At 70.4% G+C, this 23,393-nt stretch carries 16 protein-coding genes and 1 rRNA gene (1 of these 17 only partly in view); 9 read left to right on the top strand and 8 right to left on the bottom strand.

Annotation, left to right across the window (positions count from 1 at the left end):
* Positions 1–13 precede the first annotated feature (13 nt).
* A complete protein-coding gene (locus WME96_RS10690) occupies positions 14–2,866 on the top strand; it encodes a TonB-dependent receptor domain-containing protein (protein ID WP_437290044.1) in 2,853 nt (950 codons plus the stop codon).
* 119 nt (positions 2,867–2,985) lie between these two features.
* Here the strand turns inward: WME96_RS10690 and WME96_RS10685 are convergent, their stop codons facing one another.
* Positions 2,986–4,206: a methyltransferase gene (locus WME96_RS10685; RefSeq protein ID WP_437290043.1), complete on the bottom strand. Its 1,221-nt coding sequence runs from the start codon at positions 4,204–4,206 to the stop codon at positions 2,986–2,988.
* A 195-nt stretch (positions 4,207–4,401) separates the two neighbouring features.
* Here WME96_RS10685 and WME96_RS10680 point away from each other — a divergent pair, with 195 nt between their 5' ends.
* The gene (locus tag WME96_RS10680; RefSeq protein ID WP_437290042.1) at positions 4,402–5,238 is read left to right on the top strand and encodes a hypothetical protein; all 837 of its coding nucleotides are present in this window, start codon (positions 4,402–4,404) and stop codon (positions 5,236–5,238) included.
* Positions 5,239–5,711: 473 nt separating this feature from the next.
* Positions 5,712–7,160, top strand: a complete 1,449-nt coding sequence (locus WME96_RS10675) for a PA14 domain-containing protein (protein ID WP_437290041.1) — start codon at positions 5,712–5,714, stop codon at positions 7,158–7,160.
* Positions 7,161–7,194: 34 nt separating this feature from the next.
* On the opposite strand, the gene WME96_RS10670 is transcribed toward WME96_RS10675, so the two are convergent.
* Positions 7,195–8,061 (bottom strand): GNAT family N-acetyltransferase, encoded by an 867-nt coding sequence (locus WME96_RS10670; protein ID WP_437290040.1) that lies wholly within the window; start codon positions 8,059–8,061, stop codon positions 7,195–7,197.
* Positions 8,062–8,319: 258 nt separating this feature from the next.
* On the opposite strand from WME96_RS10670, the gene WME96_RS10665 reads away from it, so the two are divergent.
* Positions 8,320–9,639 (top strand): ATP-dependent 6-phosphofructokinase, encoded by a 1,320-nt coding sequence (locus tag WME96_RS10665; protein WP_437290039.1) that lies wholly within the window; start codon positions 8,320–8,322, stop codon positions 9,637–9,639.
* Here the strand turns inward: WME96_RS10665 and WME96_RS10660 are convergent.
* Entirely contained in the window at positions 9,636–10,454 is an 819-nt protein-coding gene (locus tag WME96_RS10660; RefSeq protein ID WP_437290038.1) for a TetR/AcrR family transcriptional regulator, read from the bottom strand. The two genes, WME96_RS10665 and WME96_RS10660, sit on opposite strands and share 4 nt — an antisense overlap.
* A 71-nt stretch (positions 10,455–10,525) precedes the next feature.
* Between WME96_RS10660 and WME96_RS10655 the strand changes: the two genes are divergently transcribed.
* From WME96_RS10655 to WME96_RS10635, 5 genes are all read left to right on the top strand, one after another.
* Positions 10,526–11,617, top strand: coding sequence for an alpha/beta fold hydrolase (locus tag WME96_RS10655; RefSeq protein ID WP_437290037.1), 1,092 nt, complete (start codon positions 10,526–10,528; stop codon positions 11,615–11,617).
* A 92-nt stretch (positions 11,618–11,709) separates the two neighbouring features.
* Positions 11,710–12,153: a hypothetical protein gene (locus tag WME96_RS10650; RefSeq protein WP_437290036.1), complete on the top strand. Its 444-nt coding sequence runs from the start codon at positions 11,710–11,712 to the stop codon at positions 12,151–12,153.
* A gap of 305 nt (positions 12,154–12,458) precedes the next feature.
* Positions 12,459–13,964, top strand: a complete 1,506-nt coding sequence (locus WME96_RS10645) for a glutamate-cysteine ligase family protein (protein ID WP_437290035.1) — start codon at positions 12,459–12,461, stop codon at positions 13,962–13,964.
* A gap of 7 nt (positions 13,965–13,971) precedes the next feature.
* Positions 13,972–15,354, top strand: a complete 1,383-nt coding sequence (locus tag WME96_RS10640; RefSeq protein ID WP_437290034.1) for a hypothetical protein — start codon at positions 13,972–13,974, stop codon at positions 15,352–15,354.
* The gene (locus tag WME96_RS10635) at positions 15,347–16,189 is read left to right on the top strand and encodes a class II glutamine amidotransferase (RefSeq protein WP_437290033.1); all 843 of its coding nucleotides are present in this window, start codon (positions 15,347–15,349) and stop codon (positions 16,187–16,189) included. Before WME96_RS10640 ends, WME96_RS10635 begins: the two co-directional genes overlap by 8 nt.
* A gap of 62 nt (positions 16,190–16,251) precedes the next feature.
* Here the strand turns inward: WME96_RS10635 and WME96_RS10630 are convergent, their stop codons facing one another.
* The 5 genes from WME96_RS10630 to WME96_RS10610 form a co-directional block, all read right to left on the bottom strand.
* Positions 16,252–16,626 carry a zf-TFIIB domain-containing protein gene (locus tag WME96_RS10630; RefSeq protein ID WP_437290032.1) on the bottom strand — a complete coding sequence of 125 codons (375 nt, stop codon included), beginning with the start codon at positions 16,624–16,626 and terminating at the stop codon, positions 16,252–16,254.
* A gap of 137 nt (positions 16,627–16,763) precedes the next feature.
* Positions 16,764–17,543 (bottom strand): N-acyl homoserine lactonase family protein, encoded by a 780-nt coding sequence (locus tag WME96_RS10625; RefSeq protein ID WP_437290031.1) that lies wholly within the window; start codon positions 17,541–17,543, stop codon positions 16,764–16,766.
* Positions 17,544–17,592: 49 nt separating this feature from the next.
* Positions 17,593–18,423, bottom strand: a complete 831-nt coding sequence (locus WME96_RS10620; protein WP_437290030.1) for a DUF1206 domain-containing protein — start codon at positions 18,421–18,423, stop codon at positions 17,593–17,595.
* A gap of 182 nt (positions 18,424–18,605) precedes the next feature.
* A complete protein-coding gene (locus WME96_RS10615) occupies positions 18,606–20,387 on the bottom strand; it encodes a hypothetical protein (RefSeq protein WP_437290029.1) in 1,782 nt (593 codons plus the stop codon).
* A gap of 622 nt (positions 20,388–21,009) precedes the next feature.
* Positions 21,010–23,393 (bottom strand): 23S ribosomal RNA (locus WME96_RS10610) (it continues 624 nt past the right edge of the window).

The raw sequence follows: 23,393 nt of genomic DNA, 5'->3' as shown, positions 1-23,393 counted from the left end.
GCGGATCGCCGCGGTGCCCCTGCTCGTGGGCGCCCTGCTGCAGGCCTCCGTCGCCCGCGCCGACGGCGAGGGCCAGGCCGACGAGGCCGATCTCCACTTCGACCTGGCCCGCGATCTCTTCAAGAAGGGGCAGTTCCACGCCGCCCTCGAGCATTTCCTCGCGTCGAACCGGCTCGTGCCGAACCGCAACGTGGTCTTCAACATCGCGCTCACGTACGAGGAGCTGGGCCGCTTCGCGGACGCGCACCGGTACTACGACGACGCGCTCGAGGGTGAGACCGACGCGCAGATCATCGCCGAGGTCCGGGCCGCGCTCGAGCGGATCGCGCCGCGCGTGGCCGTGCTGCACATCGTCACGTCGCCGCCGGACGCCCGGATCTACGTCGACCGCAAGGACCTCGGCGTGCGGGGCAAGACGCCGCGCCGGCTCGCCCTGGCCGAGGGGCGCTACCGGATCCTGGTCGAGCTCGCGGGCCACGAGACCATGACGGTGGACGACCTCGAGGTGAAGCTCGGGCAGACGAAGGAGGTGCTCGTCGTGCTCCGCCGCATCGTCGGCGCGGTGCGGGTGGACGTGCGCGGCGCGAGCGACGCCACGGTGCACGTCGACAGCGAGGGCGCGCCGCCCGCCTGCACCGCCCCCTGCGACATCGACCTTCCGCCGGGCCGCCACGTGCTCTACTTCGCGCGCCCGGGCTACCAGGCGGCGCCGCAGACGCTGACCGTCAACGCGCACGAGACCGTGCCCGTCACGGCGACGCTCAGCCCGCTCACGGGGTCGATCCTCGTGCGCGGCGGCGAGCCCAACGCGCTCGTCGAGATCGACGGCCGGCCCATGGGCTTCACGCCGTCCGTGATCCAGGGTGTCCCGGTGGGCCGGCGCCGCGTCCGCGTCAGCCTGCGGGGCTTCGCGCCCGTCGAGCGGACCATCGAGGTGGCGGCCGGCCAGCAGGCGGAGCTGCGCGACCTCACGATGGAGCCGCTCCGGGAAGTGTCGTCGGCCTCGCGCGTCCTCGAGCGCATGGAGGACGCGCCGGCCTCCGTCAGCGTCATCGATCAGGAGGAGCTACGGGCCTTCGGGTACCCGACCATCGCCGAGGCGCTGCGCGGCACGCGCGGCGTCTACCTCTCGAACGACCATGTCGTCTACTCGGCCGGGATCCGCGGGCTCGGCGAGCCGCTCGACTACGGCAACCGGCTCCTCGTGCTCTCGGACGGGCACTCGACGAACGACAACACCCTGAACGCCTCGTTCGTGGGCTCGGACGCGCGCGACGACCTGCACGACGTCGATCACATCGAGGTCGTCCGCGGCCCGGGCTCGCTGCTCTACGGTACGGGCGCGCTCTCCGGCATCGTCAACCTCGTCCCGCGCGGGCGCGACGAGCCCACCTCCGCGCACGCGTCGGCCGGCGCCTACTACGACAGCGTGGGGCACGCGCGCGCCGGGTTCCACTACAACGCCGGCAAGGACGCGGGCGTGCGGGCGAGCGTCTCCGCGGCCCGCTCCGACGGGTTCGACGTCCCGGTCGCGCTGCGGGAGCCCGGCGACGGCCCGCGCACGCAGATCGCCGAGTACACCGAGGCCTTCCGTGCCGGCGGCACGTACGGGCGCGCCTGGTACGGGCCGCTGACCGCGCAGTGGATGGCCCACACGCGCGAGCAGCTCGTGCCGATCGGCTACGTGGGCACGCGGCTCAACGATCTCCGGACGAGGTACGAGGACACGCACATGATGGCCGAGGTGCGCTTCGAGCCGCAGCTCACGCCCGATCTGCAGCTCATGGTGCGCGGCCACGTGAACCGCTTCGTCTGGCACGGCCATTACGCGTTCGACGAGGTGATCTCGGAGAACCAGTACGGCACCTGGATGGGCCTGGAGGCGCGGGCGGCGTGGACGCCGCTCTCCGGGCTCCGGATCACGGCGGGCGGCGAGGTGCAGACGCACCCGGAGGCGACGCTGCACAACGTCCGCCTGGATCCTCCCGCCGTGATCCTGGACAAGCGCGCGACCTACGCCTTCGCGGCCGGCTACCTGATCGCCGACGGCTCGCCCGCCCCGTGGCTGCGCCTGTCGGCGGGCGCGCGCGTGGACGCCTACAGCGACTTCGAGCCCATCGTCGTCCCGCGCGCGGCGATCATCATCCGGCCCGCGCCCGGAGGGGTGCTGAAGATCATGGGCGGGCGCGCCTTCCGCGCCCCGAGCATCTCCGAGCAGTTTTACGCGGACGGCGAGACGCAGGTGGCCGCCGTCGACCCCGATCGGGGCCTCAGGCTCTCCCCGGAGTCGATCCTCTCGGGCGAGATCGAGTACTCGCAGCGCCTCGGCGACGCGTGGGTCGCGCTCGGCGCGATCCACGCGAGCCGCGCCTCGGACCTCATCAGCTTCACCGAGGACAGCCCCGGGGTGGTGCGTTACGCGAACAGCAGGTCGGCGGCGATCGTGGCCGGGGCCGACGTCGAGCTGCGCCGCGAGTGGCGGCAGGGGTGGATGCTGTCGGCGAACTACGGCTACCAGCGCGCCCAGCGCGCGGGCAGGGAGCGGCTCATCAACGTCCCGGAGCACCTCGCGTCGTTCCGCGGCGTCATCCCGGCCGTCGACCGGCTCCTCTCGGCCGGCTTGCGGCTCAACGTGGAGGCCCCGCGGCAGATCCCCCGCGGCGGGGACGCCACGACGGGGACGGCGATCGTCGCGGATCTCACGATCTCCGGGGAGATCCGCCGCTTTCACACGCGCTACGTGTTCGGCCTCTACAACGCGATGGACGCGCGGTACGACTACCCGGCCGCCGAGACCTACCGCTCGTCCACGAGCCGCCAGAACGGCCGGACCTTCCTCGGCGAGATCACCGTCACCTACCCGTAGGCCGGGCGCCTCCGGGCGGTCATGGCCGAGGCGATCGGGACGAAATTTCGACGCGGGGGCGCGAAGAGGCAGGGGCGTAGACAGGAAATATTCTGTAATTTAGCGCAGTTGCGAGCACGTCAGCCCCCGAGCCCTCCCGGCCGCGCGCTCGCGAAGATCGCGATGTTGCGCGGCGTCACCTCGGGCTCGAAGACGACGGCCGCCTCGACCTCGTGGCCCCGCTCGAAGAGGGCCATCGCGCGATCGAGCGAGACCGCGACCTCGGTGAGCCGGGCCAGGAGGTAGCGCGGCAGCGTGAGCCGGCGCATGCGGCCGAACGCCGCGCGCGCCGCCGCCTCGCGCGCGCGGAGCTCGGCCTCGGTCGCCGGGGCCAGGCCGCGCAGCGCGAGCGCCCGCGCGGCGAGCTCGCGCAGGCCGCCGTGCGCGCGCCGTCGGTTGATCCCGCGCATCTCCTCGCCCTGGGCCACGTCGAGCCCGCGGCCGCGGAGCAGCGAGAGCAGCGCGTGCCGCCGCTCGCGCGCCGCGAGCTCCTCGTCCAGGCTGGCCTCGACCCCGGCGCGGCGCGCCGTGAGGTTGGTGAGGCCCAGCGCCTCGCGCCGCAGGGCGAGCCCCGCCGCCCTGCCCGCGGCCGAGAGCGGGGCGCGGGCCGGCGCCCCGATCTTCTGCAGGCAGCACGACACCAGCGCGAGGTCGCAGGGCGCCTCGGCCGCCGCGGTCACCATGCGGTCCCCGAGCTCGCCGCACGCGTGCAGGCCGACCGGCAGGTCGTCCGGCGCGAACGCGAGCGCCTCCTGGCAAGCGTCGAACGCGACGAAGCGCGCCCGGCCCCCCGCGGCGAGCGCGGAGGCGGTCGCCACGCGATCGGGCTCGCGCTCCAGGCCGATCGCGTCGCGGTCGAAGCGCGCGGCGGCCACGCGGGTGAAGTGCCCGTGCCCCGCGCCCACGTCCACGAGGCGCCGGGCCCGGGCGGCCATCGGCGCCACGGCGCCGAGCAGGGCCTCGAGCTGGAGCCGCTTGCGCGCCGGGACCGCCCTCAGCTCGTCCAGCGACGCCGGCGGGAGGGGCTGGACCGGGCGCCGGGGCAGCCGCGCGGCCTCGTCCGCGGCGCGCGCCAGGGCCACGAGGCTCGGCGGCGCGCCGTCGAGCCCGCCGATGCACGCCGCGAGCCCCTCGGCCTCGCAGCGGGCGAGATCGCCGTCGGACAGCGAGAGGAGGAAGCCCGTCCACCCCCGCGCCTCGCACCAGGCCGGCGGCGCGCCCTCGTCGACGCGCGCCGCGACGATGTCGAGCGCGGGCACCAGCACCTCGAGGGCGCGCTCGAGGCGCTCGGCGACGGACATAGACCTTGTCGAAAGGGACATACGCGGGCGGAGCCGGGGCCAGCACTACCGGATCGGCGCGGCGCCCGGAAGGCGCCTCGGCCGCGGCGCCGACCGGGGAAAGGCGGGGCTGATCCCGGCCGGCCGCTCGCCTCGCCGGGGGCATCCGGCGAGCGCGGCATTTCGCCCGGCGGCGCGTGGTAGCGTGGGGAAGCCATGCGCCTGCTCGCCTCCGCGCTCCTCGCCCTCTGGACGTGCGGCTGCGCGCCGGCCCTGTCCACGTTCCAGCCGGCCCACGTGGCCGAGAAGGGCCATGTCCAGGCCGAGCTCGGGCTCGACGTCTCGATCCCGACCGGCGCGATCGCCTCGATCATCGACGCCGGCCTCGTGCTGGCGGACGTCGCGGAGTCCCGGGAGCTGTCCGACCGCGAGCGGCAGACGCTCTTCGAGGCGGGCGGCGCGCTCGCGCTGAACCCGCCCTCGGTCACGCCGCACATCGGGGTCGGCTACACAGCGCTCGACCGCTGGGAGCTCAACCTCCGCTACACCGGCAGCGCGTTTCGCCTGGGCACCCGTTATCAGCTCCTGAAGCGCGACAAGGACGGCGTCGATCTGACGGCCGGCGTCGGGGTCGGGCGTTACGTGGTGGGGTTCCCGGTCGTGAGCATCCTGGGCATCGTCGAGCTCGAGGACTTCACACGATGGCAGATCGATCTGCCGATCCAGATCGGGACGGCGGGCACGTGGTACCGGGTCTGGGGCGGTCCTCGCCTGATGTTCACGACGTTCGACGCCGGCCTCACCGTGGACCTGCCCGCCTTCACCGGTTACCCGGGCGAGCATGAGATCGCCGCGTTCTCCGGGACCGGGCTCTACGTGGGCGGCCAGGCCGGCGTCGCGCTCGGCTACAAGCACGTGTTCTTCGGCTTCGAGCTGACGCTCGCGGAGATCTTCACGGGCGGCGAGCTCTCCGTGCTCGGGGAGCGGGCGGTCGCCGTGGATCTCGACAGCTTCATCATCTATCCGACCGTGGGGCTGATGGTCGAGTTCTAGCGTGGCGCGCTGAGCGACGCGCAGGTCGTCCCTGGTTCCTTGGTGGGGAAGATGATGAGAGAGAATTTGAACCACAGAGGCACAGAGGGCACAGAGGAGAGAGAGAGAGAGAGAGAGAGAGAGAGAGAGAGAGAGAAAGATTCTTTTTCTCTCCTCTGTGCCCTCTGTGCCTCTGTGGTTTTTTTTCTCTCACGAACGAGGAACGAGCCCGGTGACCGCGACAGGGCGCTTGACTCGACGCCATCGCGCATAGATGCATGCGCTGCATGAGGCGCATGCCGCCTATGCACTGGAAGACGCACACCCGTTCGCTAGATACCGGACGTCGAGCCACGCGAGAGCCCCGCGCGAGCACGCCCGGACGACGCGGCGGAGCGCTGGCCCTCTCGGCTGGCTCGGCGTGCTTCCTCCAACCTCACGCCCGCGTCGCCGCAGCTCGCGCGCGGCGCGGAGCGTCTCTCAGGGAAGGTTCGATGCCGAACGATAGCGCTTTTCCGACACACGCCAGCTCCTTCCGCGCGTCGCGCGCCGCCCGGCTGGGCGCCTCTGCCGCTCTCCTGCTCCTCGGGGCGCTCGGCACGAGCGGCTGCGTCGCCGGGGCGGACGAGGAGACCCTCGGTGTAGCGACCCTGCCGTGGGGCAGCTACGACCTCACGAGCAGCTACACGGGCAACATCGATGACACGCGCGGCTGGATCATCGAGTGGGAAGTGCCCGAGCTCCTGAACGAGAGCACCGCCTGGACCGCCGTGGGCCAGTGGTACTACAACATCGAGTCGGGCCTCTACCACACGCCGGAGGGCTGGTTCGTCTACTACTTCGGCGACGACAACGGCGTCGTGGGGAACCACCCGAACTGCAACACCCAGTGGGGCTCCGGGGGCACCTGCGGCGGGACCCTCGGCGGCAACCTCGGCTATCTGCAGCCAGGTCAGCAGGTCGTCTTCAAGTACGAGCGGTGCACGCCGGCGCACGTGGCGGACGTGAACGGCACCCGGATCTGCCTCCACGTCGACATGAAGGACGGCACCGGCTGGCAGTTCCTGGCCGAGGACGCGCCCGATACCGTCGAGATGTACACGCACGACGTCGAGCACTGGGGCACCGACGGCTACGTCACGCCGCAGATCTCGTGCGACGCGCCGATCAAGATGCTCCGCCAGGAGCGGAAGACGACGGCGGGCGTCTGGCAAACGATGTCGGGCGCGAGCACCTGGTCGTTCAACCAGATCGCGCCTTACGCCTACCAGAACCGCAACCTCGCCGCGTCGCCCTCGACCTGGGAGGCCTGCACCCCGCCGCCGGACGGCAACGGCAACGGCCTCCGCGGCGAGTACTTCGCGAACACGAGCCTCTCGGGCACGCCGGTCGTCCGCACCGACCCGGGGGTGAACTTCGACTGGGGTGAGGGCTCGCCCGCGAGCGGCATCCCGGCCGACAACTTCTCCGTGCGCTGGACCGGAGAGTTCGAGCCGCGCTATTCGGAGACCTACACGCTCACGACCCGGTCCGACGACGGGGTGCGCGTCTGGGTCGACGGCGTGCTGGTCATCGACAACTGGACGCCGCACAGCCCGACGGATGACAGCGTCAACCTCTCGCTCGTGGCGAGCCAGCGCTACGACCTGAAGGTCGAGTACTTCGACTCCGGCGGGGGCGCGCAGAGCAGGCTGTACTGGTCGAGCCCGAGCCAGGTCCGGGAGCCGATCCCCCAGGCCCGCCTCCATGCAGCAGGGGCCAATTGCAGCGGCGTGCCGGCGTGGGCGTCGGCGCAGGTGTACTCGCCCGGCGCCCAGGTGGTCCAGGGCGGCCATCTGTGGACGGCGACGCAGCAGATCTGGTGGTCCAACCCGGCCTGCCCGCCCAGCAATCCGGCGTCGTGGTGCCCGGCCGAGTGGGCCGATCTGGGATCGTGCAACTAGCGATCTCGCTCTGCGCGCCGGGTGCCTCGCCCGCTCAGGCTCCGCCGAACAGGAGGAGCCCGTATTCCCCGATCAGCCTGAAGCCGAGCGCCTCGTAAGCGGCGATGGCCGCGCGGTTCTCGGCGCCCGTGAAGAGGATCGCGCGCGCCACGCCCTCGCCCCGCGCCGAGAGCAGCGCGCCGGCGACCACCGCGCGCGCGTGGCCACGCCCGCGCAGCTCCGGCTGGGTCCACACGCCGCCCACCTGCACGATGTCGGGCAGGCGCGCGTTGAAGTACGCGCACGCCACCGGCTCCTCGCCGGCGAACAGCACGAAGGCGTTGCCGTCCTCGTGCTGGCGCGCGACGTCCTCGCGCGACGACGCGTCGAGCGCGGGGCCGGGCGTGCGCGCGAGCAGCTCGACCGAGTACGTGGCGCGCCAGCGGGCGAGCCGGTCGATGTCGGCAGGCGTGGAGGGGCGGCAGATCACCTGGCCGGAGGCGAGCGGGGCAGGCACCCGGAGCGCCGGAAGATCGAGGGCGAACAGCTTCTCGCGGCCGCCGCCGGCGACGTTCTCATGGCGATAGCCGAGCGCGTCGAGGGCGCGCGCGGCCTGCTCATAGGGGCCGGCGATGCCGAGCCGCCTGGCTCGGCCGGAGCGCTCGACGGCGGCGCGCGCGACGGCCTCCGTGTGGACGGGCGCCTGCACGATCAGGAGGCCGTTCCAGCAATGCGCGGCGACGGCGACGATGCGGTCCTGCTCGAAGGCGGCGACATAGGTGGCCTGGTACGGGCTGCCCTCGTCCACGAGGCCCGCAGCGCGCAGGTTGGAGCGCAGGAACATCGAGCTTTCGGCGCGCTGGACGAGGAACGCCTCGAGGGCGGCCTCGTCGCCGGGAACGAGGGTGCGGAGGTCCGACATGACCGCGAGAGGATAGCAAGGCCGACGGCCTCACCCGCAATGCCCCTCCCCGTCGAAGCACGAAGCTCACCCCCCGGCCACGCCGCATGGTTCGCGAAGAGCGGCGCCGACGTGCAGCGGGCCCCGGCGGGGCGGTCAGGGCGTTACGACAGCTTCTCGCCCCCGAAAAGCGGACGAAACCGGCGCCGGATGACAATGGCCAGGTCCCGCGGCGGCTCGCGCCGCGGGGCGGTGTCCTCTTCCACGGAGGCATTCCACGTGGTGACCTCTGCCGATCTCGCCATCAAGGATCTGGGCCCCTGCCGGTACCCCTCGCCCGTCGCCGAGAAGCTCGGCGAGAAGGCCACGGTCTACGTCGGGGAGGCCGACAAGGTGCTGTTCGACGACCGCCTGTCCGCCGTCCTGGCGGGCGCCTCCGGGCCGCGACCGCCGGCGTTCGAGCTGGCCGGGCCGCGCAACCGCGTGTTCTGGGATCCGCGGGAGATGCGCGCCGGCATCGTGACGTGCGGCGGGCTGTGCCCCGGCGTGAACAACGTCATCCGCGGGCTCGTGCTCACGATGGCGGACAGCTACGGCGTGCAGGAGATCTTCGGCTTTCGCTACGGCTACGAGGGGCTGGTCGCGCGCTTCGGGCACGCCCCGATGCGCCTCGACCCGCGCAGCGTCGAGGAGATCCACCGCATGGGCGGCACCGTCCTCGGCACGTCCCGCGGCAACCAGGACCCGCACCAGATGGTGGACACGCTCGAGGCCATGGGCATCAACGTGCTCTTCGTCGTCGGCGGAGACGGCACCATCCGGGGCGCGATGTCGCTCGTCCGGGCCATCGAGGAGCGCCGGCTGCCCATCGGGGTCATCGGCGTGCCGAAGACCATCGACAACGACATCCAGTTCATCGACCGCAGCTTCGGCTTCGAGAGCGCCTTCGCCGCCGCCGTGGACGTCATCCGCAGCGCGCACGTGGAGGCCTCGGGGGCGAAGAACGGCATCGGCCTCGTCAAGCTGATGGGCCGGCACTCGGGCTTCATCGCGTGCTCGGCGGCGCTCGCGTCGGCGGACGTGGACGTGGTCCTCATCCCCGAGGTCCACGCCGAGCTCGACGGCCCGTGCGGCCTGCTCGCGCACCTCGAGCGCCGGCTGGCCCGCCACGGCAACGCCGTGATCGTCGTGGCCGAGGGCGCCTTGCAAGAGCACTGCACCTCGAGCGCCGAGCCGATGGCGACGGATCTCAGCGGCAACGTCCGGCTGAAGGACATCGGCCTCTTCCTGCGCGATCGCATCAACGCCCATTTCAAGGCGCGCGGCGTCGAGGCGACGCTGAAGTACCTGGACCCGAGCTATCATATCCGCAGCGTCCCCGCGTCCCCCTCGGACAGCGTGTATTGCTGGAACATGGCCCGGAACGCCGTCCACGCCGCGATGGCGGGCAACACCGAGATGCTGATCGGAAGGTGGCACGGCCGCTTCGTGCACGTGCCGATGCCCCTCGCCGTCCGCATGCGCAAGCAGGTGGGGCCGACGGACGATCTGTGGATGGCGGTCGTGGAGGCCACGGGACAGCCGCTGTCGTTCTATTAGCCCGCGCACAGTGCGGCGCGCTCCGCGATGAGCACGCCGATGCCGTCGAGCACGCAGCGCAGGCCGAACTCCAGCCCGTCGCCCGCCGGCGGCCCGAAGGCGCCCGACGACATGGCCTCTCTCACCGCCGGGTAGCGGTCGCCGTGCCTCTGCGTCAGCTCCGTCATCACGGCCCCCCACGGCTCGCCCGGGACGCCTCCCTGCTGCCGCAGGCGCCTGTCCACAGCGTGGTGCGCCGCGGTCCGGACGTGGCCGAGGACGACGAGGAACGCCTCGAGCCGCTCCCCGCCGGAGAGGCCGGTCCCGGAGAGCGCGTCGAGCGCGGAGTTCAGCCACCCCAGCTCGTTCGGCCCCATGAGCCGGGGGTGACCGGTGGCCCCCAGCGCCCAGGGATGCCGGAGGAACACCGCCCAGACATGACGGGCCCACGCCTCCAGCTTGGGCCGCCACCCGCCTGACACGCCGTCCAGGGCCGGCGGCTCGCCGATCGCCATGTCGATCATGAGCTCGATCAGCTCGGCCTTTCCCGGCACGTAGCGGTACAGCGCCATCGTCGTGAAGCCGAACTCGCTCGCGACCCGCTGCATCGACACGGCCGAGAGCCCCTCGGCGTCCGCGATCCCGATCGCGGCGCTCGCGATGCCCTCCACGCTGAGGCCGGGCCTGGGCCCGCGGCTCGGCCGCTCGCGCTCCCCCCAGAGCAGCTCGGCGCTGCGCGGCCGGTCCCCGAGGATCTCGTCCTCCTTCGCCTCCGCCCGCGCGCGCGCTCCCCTCCCCCGCTCCCGCGACCGTTTCTGACGCCCGTTGACGGTCATCCCGGAATTGTGTATCGCATAAACAAAACAGTGTACGACACAAACAGTTTTTCGAACGAGGCGACGAAGTGATGCCCACCCTCCTGGCCAGCGTGGCTGGCGTCCTCGCAGCGCCCGTGCTCGGCGGGTTGGCCTACCGCGCGGTGCGCCAGCGCCGGATCGCGAGGGCGCTGGAGATCCGCGCCCCGGATGCGATCGTCGAGGACAGGTTCGTCCGGCTCGGCGGCATCGACCAGTGGATCGGGATCCGGGGCGAGCACCGGGACAACCCGGTCCTGCTCGTGCTGCACGGCGGGCCGGGCTCGCCGTACTCGATGTTCACGCCGATCCTGCGGCCGTGGGAGGAGCACTTCACGGTCGTCCAGTGGGACCGGCGCGGCGTGGGCAAGACCCTGGGCCGCAACGGCAAGGCGGGCAGCGGGGAGATGACCTTCGACCGCATGGTCGAGGACGGGATCGAGCTCGCGGAGCTGCTGCGCGCGCACCTCGGGCAGGACAAGGTGATCCTGCTGGCCAGCTCGATGGGCACGGTGGTGGGCGTGTCCATGGTCCAGCGCCGGCCCGACCTGTTCTCCGCCTATGTCGGCACCGATCAGAACGTGAACATGGCGCGCAGCGAGGCCATGTCCTACGAGGTGACGCTCGAGCGGCTGCGCGCGGCGGGCAACACCGAGGGAGCCGAGGCGCTCGAGGCGATCGGCGCCGACCCGTTGCGATGGGACGTGCGCGGCTGGAACCGGAAGCAGCGGTGGGTCATGAAGATGGATCCAGTGATACGCGACCTGGACAGCAGGCTGCTGCTCCCGCTGATCCTGTCGTCGCCGACCTACACGCTCCGCGACATCGTTCACGTGATCGCCGGCCTCGATTTCGCCGCGGCCAGGCTGTTCGATGAGTTCATGTCCCACGACGCCCGGCGGCTGGGCACCCGCTTCGAGGTGCCGTTCTTCCTCTTCCAGGGCGAGGCTGACGTGTTCACCCCCGCCTCCCTGGCCGAGGAGTACTTCGCCGAGGTCGAGGCGCCGCACAAGGCGTTCGCGCTCATCAGGAACGCAGGGCACTTCGCCGCCTTCACGCAGCCAGACCAGTTCCTCACCGAGCTCCTCACCCGGGTACGCCCGATGGTCACCGCGCCGGGGCAGCGCTCGCTCCAGACGGCCTGACATTCGCCACCTCGTCTCGCCGGGGGCAAGAAGCCCCTGTTGCGCACCGACCAGGAGCTGGCCCACGGCGCGCCTGTGCCATGATGGCCGGCATGAAGACCCCGTCGCTCTCTCCCTCCCTCGTGCTCGTCGCCCTCTCCGTTCTCGCCGGCTGTCGCAACGAAGCCCCGGCGCAGGCGCCGGCGCCCACGACCACCACGCCGCCCACCTCCATCGCGCCCACGTCCGGCGCCCCCGCGCCGACCGGCTCCGCGGCCCTGGACGGCAGCGGCGCGGCGTCGGAGCCTCGATGCACCACCGACGCCGACTGCGTGGTGTCCTGCGCCCGCCCCGAGCAGTGCTGCGACCAGCTCTGCCCGCCGTGCAACCAGGCGTTCCACCGCGACGCGCTCGCCGCGCACGAGCAGTGGCGCGCCCGGAGCTGCGCGGCCGAGAGCTGCCCGGTCGCGAAGTGCATGGCGCCGAAGGAGGACACGATCGCCCGCTGCTCGGCGGGGCAATGCACCGTCGAGCGCGTCCCGCGCGCCGAGCAGTGAGCCCGCGCCGCTTCGCCGGCCCGAAATAGCGGCGACACCGGCCAGCGGCGACCCACGCGGCGTTCTGCCACAGGCCGCCAGCACGCCACACCGATCGAGCTCGACGGACGCGGGGAACCGCACCACCAGGAACCAACCTCCTCCGCAGCGCGCCCCCTCGACGAGCTCGCCGCTCATGGCCCTGCCTTTGCAGTGCGCGAGCCCTGGCAGGAAGATCACGATCACGGCGCGCGCGCTCCAGCCCACGGCCGGAGCCCGGCTCGAACAGCGGCTCAGCTCTCGCCGGGATCGCAGCGGGAGGTCCCTTGGGCATCGAGATCCAGCAAGATCATTTCAGGACCGTCGATTACGGGCTGTTCAAAGCGCGCCTCCAGCAGAACCTCACGGCGCTCGAGATGGTGCTCAGCCGGCCGGGGTTCGGCCTGGGAGAGACGACGATCGGCACCGAGCTCGAGATGTTCCTCGTCGACCGCGAGTCGCGCCCGGTGCCGATCGGGCCGGAGATCGCCAGCGCGGCGGCGAGCCCGATGATCACGCCCGAGATGGGCGCGTTCGACATCGAGCTCAGCACGCAGGCGGTGCCGCTCGCGGGCCGGCCGTTCTCGGCGCTGCGCGAGCAGATGCGCGCGACGGCCGAGTCGATCCGCCAGCGCGCCGCGGCGCGGGGGGCGCGCGTGGTCCCGGTCAGCATCCTGCCGACGTTCCGGCGGCAGGACTTCAACCCGGGGACGATCACGAACCTGCCCCGGTATCGCGCGCTCGCCGCGGGGCTCACGCGGCTGCGCAAGGCGCCGTTCCACATCCGGATCGACGGGGCCGAGCCGCTCGAGCTGATGTCGGACGACCCCGCGATGGAAGCGGCGAACACCGCGTTCCAGGTCCACCTCCGGGCAGCCCCCGACGCCTTCGCGCGGCTGTTCAACGCGGCCATGATGATGACCGCGCCCGTGCTGGCGGCGTCCGGCAACTCGCCCATCTTCCTCGGCCACCGGCTGTGGCACGAGACGCGGGTCGCGGTGTTCAAGCAGGCCGGCGACGACCGCCCGCCGGACCCCGACACGGACTGGAAGAAGCCGGCCCGCATCGGCTTCGGCACCGGCTGGGTGCGCGACGGCGCCGCGGAGCTGTTCATGGAGAGCGTCGCGCTGCACGAGCCCATCCTCCCCGTGTGCAGCGACGAGGACGTCCTCGCGTGCGCGCGGGCCGGCGGCGTGCCCCAGCTCCACGAGCTCCGCCTGCACCACGGCACGGTCTGGAACTGGAATCGACCGGTCTACGACCCGGCGGGGGACGGCCACCTGCGGATCGAGCTCCGCGCCCTGCCGTCGGGCCCGACCCTCGACGACATGCTCGCGAACGGCAGCTTCCTCCTCGGGGGCATCCTCGCGCTCGCGCCCTCCGTCTCCGAGCTCCTGCCGTCGTTCCCCTTCGGCCTGGCCGCCAGGAACTTCTACCATGCAGCGCAGTTCGGCCTCGACGCCGAGCTTGTCTGGCCGACCGCGCCGGGGGCCCCGCCCAGGGGGATCCGCGCGCGCGATCTCCTGCTCTCGCTCCTGCCGCAGGTCGAGGAGGGGCTGCTCACCGCCGGGGTGGACGGGGCAGAGGCCCGCCAGCTCCTGGAGGTCTTCGAGCGGCGCGTCGCCAGGGGCGTCACCGGGGCCGTATGGCAGCTCCGCACGCTGGAGGCGATGGAGGCGCGCGGAGCGCCGCGAGACGAGGCGCTCCGGAGGATGCTGGAGCGGTACATGGCCGAGGTCGACTCCGGACAACCCGTGCACGCCTGGGCGATCCCCGGCGCGGGCGCGGCGTGAGGTGGTCATGAACCGGGACACGACAGCGGCCCTCGCGGCGCAGCTCGACGCGCAGCTCGCCGCGCCCGGCGCGATGGATGCGGCGCGGTTCGCGTCGTTCCTCGAGGGGCAGCGGGAGCTCGGGCTCGTGCACGGGACGCGCGCGCTGTGCCGCCACCTGCGGCCCTACCTCATCACGGAGCAGGACTACGCCGCGGTCGCCAGCGCCGCCGAGCGGGTCGCCGCCGCGCTCGAGCGCGTCGCGCGGCGCGCGCTCGTGGATCCCGCCCTGGCCGACGAGCTGGGGATGTCGGCGGACGAGCGCGCCCTCGCGGCCCTGGATCCCGGCGACGGGCCATTCCTCACCGTCGGCCGCCTCGACATGCTGGTGACCGAGGGCGGCTTTTCCTTCATCGAGCTCAACGCCGACTCCCCCGCTGGCATCGCCGATCAGCTCCTCATCGAGCAGACGCTGATGGCCCTCCCCCACATGGCGCCCTTCCGGGGCCGGCCGGGCCTGCGCACGCCCGCGCCGCACCGCGGGCTCATCCGCGCGCTGCGCGAGGGGTACGCCGCGTGGGGCGGGCGCGAGCCGCGGCCCACCGTGGCGATCGTCGACTGGGCCACCGCCGACACGGCGGCCGAGTTCAAGGTGCTCGCGGACCTGCTCTCGGCCGACGGGCACCGGACGATGATCGTCGATCCGGACCAGCTCGAGTACGACGGCGTCCGGCTGTCCGCCGGTGGAGAGCCGATCGATCTCGTCTACCGCCGGGTGATCACGCAGGAGCTCATCGGGCGGCGCGGCGTCGATCACCCGCTCGTCCGCGCGTACCGGGACCGCGCGGTCCACGTCGCGAACTCGTTCCGCACGAAGCCCCTCAACAAGAAGGCGGCGTTCGCGGTCCTCAGCGACCCCGAGTTCTCGGGCCTGCTCTCGCCCGAGCAGCGCGCGGCCATCGCGGCGCACGTCCCCTGGACGCGCCGGGTGAAGGCAGGTCGGATCGTATGGAGGGGCCGCGAGGCGGATCTCGTCGAGCTCGTCCTGGGCGAACAGGAGAGCTTCGTGCTGAAGCCGAACGACGAGTACGGCGGCAAGGGCGTCCTGCTCGGGTGGCAGACGCCGCCCGACGCGTGGAGGGAGGCCGTCCGCGACGGCGAGGCGCAGCGCGCGATCGTGCAGGAGCGCAGCGCCTCGCGCACCGCGCGCATGCCGACGTTCCGCGACGGCATCGTCGAGGAAGATGTCTATTTCGATCTCTGCCCCTTCGTGTTCGCCGGCCGCATGGAAGGCGCGATGGTGCGGCTCTCGGCCTCGGCGGTGAGCAACGTCTCCGCGGGAGGCGGCGTCACCGGGCTCTTGATCGTTGACGATGCGCTCGCGCGGCGGGAGGATTCAGGTCATGTGTGAGCTCCTTGGCATGGTCTCGAACGTGCCGACGGACATCGTGTTCTCGTTCACGGGGCTCGCGCTCCGGGGCGGGCAGACGGGGCCGCACGCGGACGGCTGGGGCGTCTCGCTGTATGACGGGCTGTTCGCGCGGACGTTCCTCGAGCCTGACCCCGCGTTCTCGAGCCCCCTCGCCCGGTTCATCCGCGAGAACCCGATCCACACGGCGCTCTCCATCGCCCACGTGCGCAAGATGACGCGCGGGGGCGCGGCGCTGAAGAACACGCACCCTTTCATGCGGGTGCTCCACCGGCGCCACATCGTCTTCGCGCACAACGGCACCCTGCCCACGGTCAGGGATCGACAGCTCCACCTCGAGACGCCCATCGGCGACACCGACAGCGAACATGCCTTCTGCGTCATCCTGGAGGAGCTCCGGAGCGCCTACGGCGCGCAGTACCCGACCGACGGGCGGGAGCTCGGGAGAACGCTCTACGAGCTCGGGAACGAGCTCGGCAGCGATGGAGTCTTCAACTTCCTGTTCGCGGACGGCGAGCACCTCTTCGCCCGCTGCGGCGACAACCTGTCCTGCATCCTCCGCCAGGCCCCCTTCGGCGAGGCGACGCTCGTGGACGCGGACCTCAAGGTGAACTTCAACGACGTCCACGGCATGGGCCCCGACGCGCGCATGGCCGTCGTGGCCACCGAGCCGCTCACGCGCGACGAGCTCTGGAACAAGGCGACGCCCGGCACGCTGTGGGTCTTCCGCGCCGGCGAGCTCCTGGCGACGTTCCCCGAGGCCCCCGCCGGACACGGCTCCTTCGCGGAGATCGCCGAGCGGGCGCCTCCCGGCTGAGCTTCGCCGGCCGGCGTGGGTGCCAGTCCGCAGCGCGGCTGACAGCGCGCGGCGGCGCCCCGTCAGCCGCGCGGCCGCACGAACAGGCTGCGGAAGAAGTCGCCGAGCGTGTGTTCCTTGTAATCGCGGAACTCGCCGGCATCGAGGTAGACGCCGCCGCACACGCTACAGGTCTCGTACCAGATGTGCGACTGCTGCGGGTCGACCATGCGCACCATCGGCGTGGTGCAGCGGGGGCACGGCACGCGCCGGATATCGTTGTTCTTCCGCCCCACCGCGGGGTCGCCGGTGTCGATCTGCTGGGAGCCCTCGATCGTCTTGAGCGACTCCTTCTCGTGGCTGTCGAACCAGATACCGCCGCACGCGGTGCATCGGTCGACGTCGATCCCGCCGAAGGTGATGACATCCATCGAGGCGGTGCATTTCGGGCAGTTCACGTCGCGCTCCAGTGCGGCCGGCGCCGCGGTCTGGGGCGAGGCTACCAGAGGCTGAGGATCGCGTGAAGCGCGCAGCGGCCGGGGCGCGCGCGCCGGGCGCCGCCCGCGGGCCGGGCGCCCCGGGCGACGCTCCCCCGTCAAGCGTACGACGCCGGCAGCAGCCGCACCTGCTGGATGAGCTGCGGATCGTGGCCGAGGAGGAGCCTCGCGCCGCGCTCTCGCGCGATCTGCTTGAGGCGGCGGATGCTGGCGAGCGCGGCCTCGTCATCGACGCTCTCCCCGGGGAGGATCTCGTCGGCGAAGTTCTCGACGAGGTCGCCCGCGTCGCCGACGAGCACGACGCTGCCGGTCTCCTCCAGCGCGACGATGACGGACTGGTGGCCGGGCGTGTGGCCGCGCGTGAGGACGACCTCGACGCCGGGCAGCGCCTCCCAGTCGCCCTCGACGAGGTCCCAGCGCAGGCCAGGAAGGTCGTAGTCGCGCTCGAACCAGGCGGGCCCGTGCGCCGGGCTGAACGCAAACGCGTGCTCCGCGCGCTGCACCGAGATGCGCGCGTGGCGGAACATCCCGAGATTCCCGGCGTGGTCGAGGTGCATGTGCGTCAGGATGACGTGATGGACGTCCTCGGGTCGCACCCCGATCTGCGCGAGCTGGTGGGCGAGCTCGTGCTCCGGGAGGATGACCGGCGGGCGGATCCCCTGCTCCGTGTAGTGCTCCTCGCGCAGCGCCGGGTCGTGGACGATCGCGCTGTTCAGCCCCGCGTCGATGAGCACGTGCCCCCGCGCCGTCTCGAGCAGGTAAGCCGAGACCGGCTCGGCGAGGACGAAGCGCCCACCGCGGTCGCGCGTCGAGACCGTCTTCTCGAGGATCTCGTAGCCGCAGAGCAGGACATAGAGCCTTCTGACCTCGGTGCTCATGGCGCGACCTCCGCGGGACAGGCCGTCTTCGGGGCTCGCGCCCGCGGCGCTACGCCGCGGGGTGTGCCAGCTTCGAGTACTTCGTGCAAAAGAACATGTACACGCCGTACGCGCACAGACCCGCGGCGACGAGCACGAGCAGCGCCGTCCCGAAGGGCGAGTCGGCCACGGTCGAGAGCGCCTCGCGGACGCCCTTCGACTCGCCCGGATCGTGGGCGAGCGCGGCCTTGATCAGCGCGGCGCCGATGATGCTGAAGACGACGCCGCGGGAGACGAGCCCGACGCGGGCCATCCGGAACACCCAGGTGCGCTCGGGGGGGCTCATGCCCTGCGTGCTGAGATCCTTCGCGAAGCGGGATTTCATCGCCTTGCGGAACTGCTGGACGGCGACGCCGATCACCGCGAGCCCCGCGGCGCCGACGAGGACGCCCCCGAACGGCTGCTCCATCACCTTGCCGACCCAGGTCCGGGCGCCGTCGCCGCCGGTGTCCTGGCCCAGCGCGAGCTGGAACGCCGTCAGCGCGAGCCCCGCCGAGATGACGCCGCTCACGGCCCATCCCACGCGCTCGGCCGTGCCCTTCGCGTCGTTCCCGACGTGGCCCGGGTCCTTGAGGGCGAGGACCTCTCGCCACAGCGCATACCCGAGCAGCCCTATCCCCACGAGGAACAGCAACGCTTGCCCGAACGGCTGCTCGCCGAGGAGCCCGACCGCCTCGCGCCCGCCGGCCGTCCCGCCGCCGCTGAAGGCAGCCTGGAGCGACAGCGCGCCGATCAACACGTAGACGACGCCCTTGGCTGCAAACCCAAACCTGGCCAGGGTGCGCACCCACCCGTTGTTTTCGGGCTGAGTGAACATTTCTCGCTGCACCGGAAATTCCATGGTTTCAGCTCTCCTGGGAGAGGCTGGTGCAGCGCGCATGCCATCGGGCGGGCGCGGCGTCTCGGGCGCGCGGGGCGCGATCGCGCCTGCGCGTTGGGGCGCGCCGCCACGCCTCGTCCCAAGACTGCCTCACCCGCGGGCGTCGCTCGGCCTCGGCGCGATCGACCTCGCGCCGCGGGGCGTCACTTCGACTTCGAGCTCGTCTTCTCCTTCACGATCTGCTGTAGCTGCGCGAAGTACGGGCTCTCGCGCCGGATGGCGATGCCGAACTGCGATGTCCCGAGCTTCTTCTTCGTGTGGACGACATAGCGGGACATCTCCGGGTGGGCCTCCAGGTCCTCGATCATCTTCACGTAATGAGGGTGAGGCATGTAGATGAGATCGGGCTTGTAGGCCGCGAAGAACCTGTCCGCGGAGAACGGCTCGAGCGCGAAGCGCCGGTCGTTCAGGCCGGCCATGTCGATGATCGTCTTCTCGAGGTTCATCGCGCCGAGCATCCCGACCTCGGTCGTGGCGATGACGAGGTCGTCGGGGAGCGTCGAGACGCGATCGATCGCGAACCAGTAACTCTGCGGTCCCGAGGTGTTGCCGTGCTTGACGATGTTGAAGTGTCCGAGCCGGTTCCCCGCAGCGGCGCCCGCGAGGTCCTTGCCTGCCGTGGCGAGCGGCGTGGCGAGGTGAAGCCAGAGGATCGCCAGCGCGGCGACGCCGGCCACGGGCAGCGCGGCCGGCGCGGGCTGCCCGAGCGCGTCGGAGAGCGTCCGCGCGAGCCGGACAGCGCTCCGGCAAGCGAGGTAGATGAGACCTGGCAGCGGCGCGTAATAGAAGCGCTGCGCAAACCCCATGATCGGAACGACGAACAACCACGAGTAGGCGAGGCACAGGAGCGTCGCGGCGAGGACCCCTTTGTCGAACGCCGACGACGCCGCCCACCACGCCCGGGGGCCGGTCCTCTGCCCCTCCCCCGCCGGCGCGCCGGGGGCCGCCTGGCGCGCGCCGAGGCCCACGAGCAGGTCGAGGGCGATGACAGCGAAGAGCGGCCAGAAGAAGTCGAGCCAGTCGAGGAGATCGATGGTCGGCCGGCCGCGGTAGGCGCGGAGGATCCCTGATCCGTAGAGGTTCGTCGACTTGGCGTAGAACGGGAGCGGGAGGGGCGAGCCGAAGTACAGCTTGGCGGCCCCGAGATGGAGGGCGAGGACGCCCGCCGTCGCGGCGAGGGCGGCGAGCCCGAAGCGCCGGCGGGCGCGGTCGCGCTCGAGCACGACGAGCGCGAGCGGGACGAGGACGGCGTAGGCCGTGAGCTCCGGCCGCACCGAGAAGGCGAGCCCGCCGAAGGCGCCGAGCGCCACCCCGCCGGTGACCCGGGCCGGGCCGAGCAGCCGCAGCGCGAGGAGCAGGTAGGCGGCGAGGAAGCAGAGGCCGAACGACGTGTCCATGCCGCTCACGAAGTGGTCGGCCAGCGTGGAGCGGGCCACGCAGAAGGCGACCAGCGAGAAGCAGGACAGCCGCGCGACCTTCCCGTCGCCTGCCGCGCGCAGGACGAGCAGGACGAGCAGGACGAGCAGCACCGGGCCCCAGATGAAGCTCTGGAGCATCGCGGCGAGGCTCGTGTTGCCGCCGGTGATGAGGTGGAGCGGCACGGCGGCGACGATGAAGGCGAGCGAGGTGAGCCCGTAGGCCGGCGGCCCGCCCGGGTTCCACGAGACGCCGTGCCCGGCGAGGATGTTGTGCGCGTAGCGCTGGAACATGTACGCGTCGTCCCAGAGCGTGGTCAGGTCGAAGCGCGCCGCCGTCTTGCACGCCATCAGCGCGAGGCAGAGCGCCATCGTGATCCAGAAGCACGCCGAGACGAGCCTGCGCACCGCCGTGCGCGGCACAGAAGGGAGGCGCTCCGCCGTGTGCGCCGCCGCGCCCTGCCCTGCGGATGCGTCCGCGGGCAGCTCGGCGGGTTCCCCGCCGGGCAACGTGGTTTCTATGTGCGTTGTCATCGTGCCCGGCGCGGTGCCTGGCGCGCCCGATTCGCCGAAAGGTTCGCGCCGTCGAGGCGAGCCGCGTGCAGAGGCTCGAGGCGCTCGGATACTCCACGCCGATAGACGCACTGCGCCGTCCGCGTGGGCCGCTTCATCAGAGGCCGCATGCGGCGAACATAATCGCAACCGCAGCGCGCCGTACATCTGGAACCGGCGTGGTAAAGCTGCCCAGCGACAGCCCCCCGAAGGCGGAGCCCTCATGGGAGCGCGGCGTCCCGGTAAGGTCGAGGCCGCTGATCTCGACGCCCGCCGGCCGCGGCAGCGCGACCGGACGCGTCGTCAGGCGCAGCCTGGCGAGCGCGGTCTCAGGCGAGCCCGACGGGCCCTCGCGCCGCGCGGAGAACAGGGCCTCCTCGGGCCGGGCAAGTCCTCGGGTCCAGCTGGGCTGGCTCCGCGAGCGCGGACAAAAGCAAAAGAGCCCGCATGACATCCGCCATGCAGGCTCTCTGTTCGCGGTGATCCTCACCGCGTCGTCGTTCTGAAGCGTCTCTCGCTCGCTGCGTAGCGCTGCTCACACCCGAGCTCCGGGCGCGATGCTCGTCACGTTCCATGGTGTATGGTCAAGCCGCACGACCTATTAGTACCGGTTAGCTCCTCCGATTGCTCGGCTTCCACACCCGGCCTATCAACCTCGTGGTCTACGAGGGGTCTTTAGGGGCCTTGCGGCCCGGGACACCTGGTCTTGAGGCCGGCTTCCCGCTTAGATGCTTTCAGCGGTTATCCGTTCCGTACATGGCTACCCGGCTATGCCCTTGGCAGGACAACCGGAGCACCAGAGGTACGTCCACCCAGGTCCTCTCGTACTATGGGCAGCTCCTCTCAAGTGTCCTACGCCCACGGCAGATAGGGACCAAACTGTCTCACGACGTTTTAAACCCAGCTCGCGTACCGCTTTAATCGGCGAACAGCCGAACCCTTGGGACCTGCTCCAGCCCCAGGATGCGATGGGCCGACATCGAGGTGCCAAACCGCGCCGCCGATATGAACTCTCAGGCGCGATCAGCCTGTTATCCCCAGAGTACCTTTTATCCGATGAGCGATGGCCCTTCCATACAGAACCACCGGATCACTAACGCCTGCTTTCGCACCTGTTCGACCTGTCGGTCTCACAGTTAAGCTCCCTTGTGCGTTTGCACTCTACGCCTGGTTTCCAATCAGGCTGAGGGAACCTTCGCACGCCTCCGTTACTTTTTAGGAGGCGACCGCCCCAGTCAAACTGCCCACCAGGCAGTGTCCCCGACCCAGTTCATGGGCCCAGGTTAGATTTCCAGAATACCCAGGGTGGTATTTCAACGTTGGCTCTGCCGAACCCAGAAGCCCGGCTTCATAGCCTCCCACCTATCCTACGCAGAATATCCCGAAAATCACTGCCAAGTTGCAGTAAAGGTTCATGGGGTCTTTCCGTCTTGCCGCGGGTAGAGGGTATCTTCACCCCCGATACAATTTCGCTGAGTCCCTGGTCGAGACAGCGGGGATGTTGTTATGCCATTCGTGCAGGTCGGAACTTACCCGACAAGGAATTTCGCTACCTTAGGACCGTTATAGTTACGGCCGCCGTTTACTGGGGCTTCGGTTCAGAGCTTCGCTTGCGCTGACTCGTCCCCTTAACCTTCCAGCACCGGGCAGGCATCAGACCCTATACGTCGTCTTACGACTTCGCAGAGTCCTGTGTTTTTAGTAAACAGTCACAACCCCCATTTCTCTGCAACCACCTCACGCTCCAGGCGTTCACCCTTCACGCAAAGCGGCACACCTTCTCCCGAAGTTACGGTGTCATTTTGCCGAGTTCCTTAACCAGGGTTCTCTCACGCGCCTTGGGATACTCACCCCGCCCACCTGAGTCGGTTTGCGGTACGGACACCAAAGAAACTCTGTACGCGGCTTTTCTTGGAAGTTTGGGATCACCGAGTATCCCGGGCCGAAGCCCAGACCTCATCACCTCTCGGGCTTACGAACCGTCGTTTGTCCCTATCGGGTCCTGACAGCTCACCCTACCGGCTTGAACACGGAAGCCATCTACCGTGCTCGGCCTACCCTTCTCCGTCCCCGCTTACTTCAACGTCACCCTTGGTGGTGCAGGAATATTAACCTGCTTCCCATCACCTACGCCTCTCGGCCTCGGCTTAGGATCCGACTAACCCATGGGAGGATTATCCTTCCCCAGGAAACCTTGGGCTTACGGCGACCGAGTTTCTCGCTCGGTTTATCGCTACTCATGCCTGCATAAGCTCTTCTCAAGGCCGTTACCGGTCGTCACCGTCCGGCGTGTATCTCCTTGAGAATACTCCCCTACCGCTTCCGTTAGAAAGCCCGTGGCTTCGGTGCTGAGCTTGAGCCCCGTTATATTTTCGGCGCGGGTTCGCTTGACCAGTGAGCTATTACGCTTTCTTTGAAGGATGGCTGCTTCTAAGCCAACCTCCTGGTTGTCTGTGCGCTCCCACATCCTTTGACACTTAGCTCAGACTTGGGGACCTTAGCCGACGATCTGGGCTCTTTCCCTCTCGGCTACGGAACTTATCTCCCGCAGCCTGACTCCCGGATACTTGTCGACGGCATTCGGAGTTTGATTGGGTTTGGTAATCTGGTAGGACCCCTAGCCCATTCAGTGCTCTACCTCCGTCGCAATTCGTCCGAGGCTATACCTCAATATATTTCGGGGAGAACCAGCTATATCCCAGCTTGATTAGCCTTTCACTCCTATCCACACCTCATCCCCCACATTTTCAACTGTGGTGAGTTCGGTCCTCCAAGCGGTGTTACCCGCTCTTCAACCTGGACATGGATAGATCGCTAAGGTTTCGGGTCTACGTCACGCGACTCAACGCCCTGTTAGGACTCGCTTTCGCTTCGGCTTCACCTCGCGGCTTAACCTCGCCACGTAACGTAACTCGCAGGCCCATTATGCAAAAGGTACGTGGTCACGCATTGCCTTGCGGCCAT

Source organism: Sorangium sp. So ce406 (assembly GCF_051474675.1).
Lineage (GTDB): Bacteria > Myxococcota_A > Polyangia > Polyangiales > Polyangiaceae > Sorangium > Sorangium cellulosum_G.
This window is presented reverse-complemented; position numbering and strand designations above follow the sequence as displayed.